The organism is Shewanella sp. 11B5 (assembly GCF_002836795.1).
GTDB lineage: Bacteria > Pseudomonadota > Gammaproteobacteria > Enterobacterales > Shewanellaceae > Shewanella > Shewanella frigidimarina.
This window is the reverse complement of the sequence record NZ_PJAP01000570.1, coordinates 1-4,242: the sequence shown is the minus strand read 5'-3', so window position 1 is coordinate 4,242 and position 4,242 is coordinate 1. Positions and strand designations below refer to the sequence as shown.

Annotated in this window: 3 protein-coding genes; 1 reads left to right on the top strand and 2 read right to left on the bottom strand. The window is 42.2% G+C overall.

Translation table 11 applies throughout. The annotated features are described in order from the left end of the window. Positions 1-1,212 (bottom strand): MFS transporter (locus CXF78_RS13325; protein ID WP_102037069.1); only part of this gene is annotated, 1,212 nt, incomplete at its 3' end. 187 nt (positions 1,213-1,399) lie between these two features. On the opposite strand from CXF78_RS13325, the gene gtfA reads away from it, so the two are divergent. After that, entirely contained in the window at positions 1,400-2,881 is a 1,482-nt protein-coding gene (gtfA, locus tag CXF78_RS13320; RefSeq protein ID WP_102037068.1) for a sucrose phosphorylase, read from the top strand. Positions 2,882-3,011: 130 nt separating this feature from the next. Here the strand turns inward: gtfA and CXF78_RS13315 are convergent, their stop codons facing one another. After that, a complete protein-coding gene (locus tag CXF78_RS13315) occupies positions 3,012-4,043 on the bottom strand; it encodes a LacI family DNA-binding transcriptional regulator (protein ID WP_011639398.1) in 1,032 nt (343 codons plus the stop codon). Positions 4,044-4,242: the final 199 nt, after the last annotated feature.

The following is a 4,242-nucleotide window of genomic DNA, read 5'->3' as shown; positions in this document are numbered from 1 at the left end:
GTCTGCGGTCAACAAATGCCCTGACGGATCACGAAGCAGATTGTAAGCTGCCAATAAGCACAACATAAATGCAAAGCCGGTTGCTAAATAAAACCCGTACTTAACATGGCCAAATATGTCGCCTACCAGCCCCATTAACAACGGACCTAATGCAGCAGAAAGTGCAGTAAAGAATAAAATAACCCCAGCAACCGAACCATGTTGGTCAACAGGGAAACAACTAATCCCTTTAGAATTTAATGTCGGATACATCATTGACATAAACAAGCCTGATAATGGCAATAAAATAACCGCTGCAGATATGCCATATATCATTGCACCTAGGTAACAAAGACTAATCGCTAGGCTGAACCAAAACATCACTTGCTGCCAACTGTATCGATTGAGGATCCAACCGCCCAAGAAACGTCCCAATGCCCGCAATGTGAAAAAGATTGTTAATGCATAGGTCGCGATTAATGCTAACTCACCTTCATAGTTTAGTAACAATGTCGGCATCCATACATAAATAGCCACTTCAGTAGCAACATAAAGCCCAATCGCTAAAGAGTAGCCTAATGCGTAAGGGTTTCTCATCATTCTAAACGTACTGGCTAGATTAATATCTTGAGTGGATGAGCGCTTAAGTTGCGGATAGTCAGCTTTATAAGCTAACCAACATAATATTAAACAAAACACCCCGGCACCAAAATACAGATATTTCCACGACACGCCTGTTATCAATAAATAACTGACAATCGCCGGACCGACCATAGCGCCCACACCGAAATAGCCTTCGACGGTGTTCATGGTGCTTGAGTGTTGTTTTGAGTTAGCTGAAATATCTCCAATTAACCCTAACGCACCCGTTTTGAACACCCCAATAGCAATACCCACTAATGCCAACAAACACAGAAAATAATAAAATGACTCACCTAATGCGAACATAAAACTTGCCAATGCAAACAGCAGCAAGCCAATTAGAATTGTTATTTTTCGGCCTAACTTATCCGCCAAAAAGCCCAAAAACAGTCCACTTAATGCGATAAATAGCATTGGCATGTAATGAAATGCGCTCGCTTGAGACATCGATAAATCAAATGTGTTAATCAGCTCAGGAATAATCACTCCCACCGCATCAGAAGTCATCGCGAACATAAAAAACATTAAATACGTGAGTATTCTTATCCTAGTGTTACCGCTATTCTCATTATCCTTCATATGGTTAACCATACTTCCCACCTTATTGTTATATGTTTTCTTTGTGGTCACACAGTCTATTTATGGCGACACATTCGTCTTCTCCCACAGAAAACGAATTCAATATTTAAACAAAGCCCTTGAATAATGTTTCATATTGGTTAAATATACAACTTAATCGATTAAGTTTTTTTAAATACTTACTTTAAGAGTCACCAACATGAAAAATAATGTTCAGCTGATCACTTACGTAGATCGTATAGCGCACTCAGACTTAAAAGGACTCAAACAGGTTCTAGACACAGAACTGCATGATCTCTTTGGTGGCGTACATCTGTTACCTTTTTACTATCCGATTGACGGCAGCGATGCAGGCTTTGACCCTATAGACCATGCAAAAGTAGATGAACGTCTTGGTGATTGGAATGACGTAAAGCAGATTGGTCAACAATACGACATCATGGCCGACTTAATCGTTAACCACATGTCTGCAGAGTCTACCGAGTTTCAAGACGTGCTTGCCAACGGTAAAAGCTCAGTTTATTGGGATTTATTTTTAACCAAAGATAGCGTATTTCCAGACGGTTTAAGCGCAGAAAACCAAGCTAAAATTTATCGCCCACGTCCGGGGAGTTGTTTCACCACCTATAAACTCGCCGACGGTACACAAGCCGAGTTTTGGACGACTTTTACCTCAAATCAAATTGATATTAATGTGCATACCGCTGCAGGTCAGGCACATTTAAACAAGGTGCTAACGCGTTTTCATGAAAGCAAAGTCGATCTTATTCGTCTTGACGCTGCGGGTTATGCCATTAAAAAACCAGGCACTAGCTGTTTTATGATTGAAGAATCATTTGAATTTGTCGATGAGTTAGCCAAAAAAGCCAACAGCCTAGGCATGACCACCCTTGCCGAAATTCACTCGCATTACATGACCCAGCTCGATATTGCTAAGCGCGTAGACATGGTGTACGACTTTGCGCTGCCGCCATTGATTCTCCACAGCTTATTTAGCCAAGATGTCAGTGCATTAAGCCATTGGCTATCCATTGCCCCACGCAACTGTGTCACGGTATTAGACACCCATGACGGTATTGGCATTATTGACGCTGGCCCGGTCGGCAATAAAGCAGGTTTATTAACAGCTGCAGAAATTGATAACTTAGTTAATCGCATCCATAGCAATAGCAAAGGTGAAAGCCTGCAAGCAACGGGCGCAGCAGCCAGCAATGTCGACCTATACCAAGTTAATTGCACCTACTACGACGCGCTTGGCCAAAATAACATTGATTATTTAATCGCTCGAAGCGTGCAGTTTTTTGCTCCCGGTATTCCGCAGGTGTATTACACCGGCTTACTGGCAGTGCCTAATGCCATGGAGTTACTGAATCAAACTCAAGTAGGTCGCGATATTAACCGACCTTATCTACAGGTAAGCAACATTCAAACAGCCATGCAAAAACCGGTTGTTAAAGCGCTATGTGAGCTGATCACCCTACGCAATAAAGTCGATGCCTTTAATGGTGAGTTCACCATGACAAACCAGGCTAATCAGTTAGATCTTTGTTGGGTGCATGGCGACAGTTCAGCCAAGTTAAGCGTTAATTTTGCCACCAAAGAAGCCCATATCAACATCGTTGAATCTCAGCAATCGACTCACATTGTACTGACTGATTTACTGGCTAAACACAGCGGATAATCTACGTGTGTTTTAAGCTTAAACGTAAACAAGGCGCCTAATTAAGCGCCTTGTTGGTATCGATATGATTGTCTCGATCTGTTTGTATCAAACTGTTTGTATCAAGAATCGTCCGGTCATCAATATTACATCAACAACTGCCACCACGTGAAAGTTCATAACCCAACACTTCAGCATGATGGGCATCAGCAATAAACATTTCTGCAGCTTTACGACCTTTTTGTTCTGAATGCTGGAACACTGTTGTCAGCGGCGGGATAGCTCGTGAGCCTTCATCAATACCATCAAAACCCACCACACGAATATCTTCAGGGATCCGCAAACCTTGTTGGATTGCCTCGCGCATTAAACTCAAGGCTATTAGGTCACTCATGCACAAAAATACATTAGGACGCGGTACACAATTAAGCGCTTCTTTGGCTGCTATGGCAGCAAAGTCGGCATTACTTTCAGGAATATTCCAAATGCGATCATCACCAAGCTTAACCCCAGTATCACCAATGGCATCCAAATAGCCTTGCAAACGCTGATGCGCTACTGAGGTATCGATTTCCATAGAATGAATATCATACACGCGGCAGGTTAAGTGAGTATCGAGCAAGCGTAATCCAAGGATTGCGACGTGATCTTGCTCAGATTGAATCGCCAATTTAGCCACTTCATAGGCACCGGCTTTATTGTCGATACTCACCGAAGCACTGCGATGAATATTAAAGTCGACTGTGACTACTTTTTTACGGATTTTTTTTAATTGCTCAGCCAATAAACGGTTGCGAGGACGGCCATAACAAATAAAGCCATCGACAAAATCATTTACGCTATTCACATTGTCAGAACTGCCAGAAAACAACAGTAAATTAATTTTATGTTGCTCAAAAACGGCCGCAACACCTTTCATAAACTTACTGGCCACAGGATCTGACACCATGTATTCAATACTGTCCGATAATACCAATGCTACTGTATCAAATTTGCCACGCCTTAAAGATTGCGCGGCTTTATTGGGTCCAAAATATCCTAGCTCGTTACAGGCAGCTAGAATGTCTATACGGCGTTTTTCCGACAGCTGATCTGGACGATTAAACGCATTAGATACCGTCGCATTCGACACACCTAATTCTTTGGCAATACTTTTTAAGGTCCAATGCTTGGAGTCTGGCATAACGGGTCCGTTTACGTCGTGGTTTTAGCCTATATAGCTATACATAACATGAATGTATCGATGCAAGTCGATGAAAAAACTCAGATGTTGGCCTAGCGTTGAAGCGAAAAACCGCCCCAGCGAGTTAGACTGTTACCAAATTATAAATCGTCTTGCTGCTGAACATGCTCAACCAAGCTGGCGATCGACATATTTTGTT

What these genes read in the sequence shown, in the direction of transcription:
- CXF78_RS13315 (WP_011639398.1), bottom strand. Translation starts at nt 4,043, where the DNA reads ATGCCAGACTCCAAGCATTGGACCTTAAAAAGTATTGCCAAAGAATTA.
- gtfA (WP_102037068.1), top strand. Translation starts at nt 1,400, where the DNA reads ATGAAAAATAATGTTCAGCTGATCACTTACGTAGATCGTATAGCGCAC.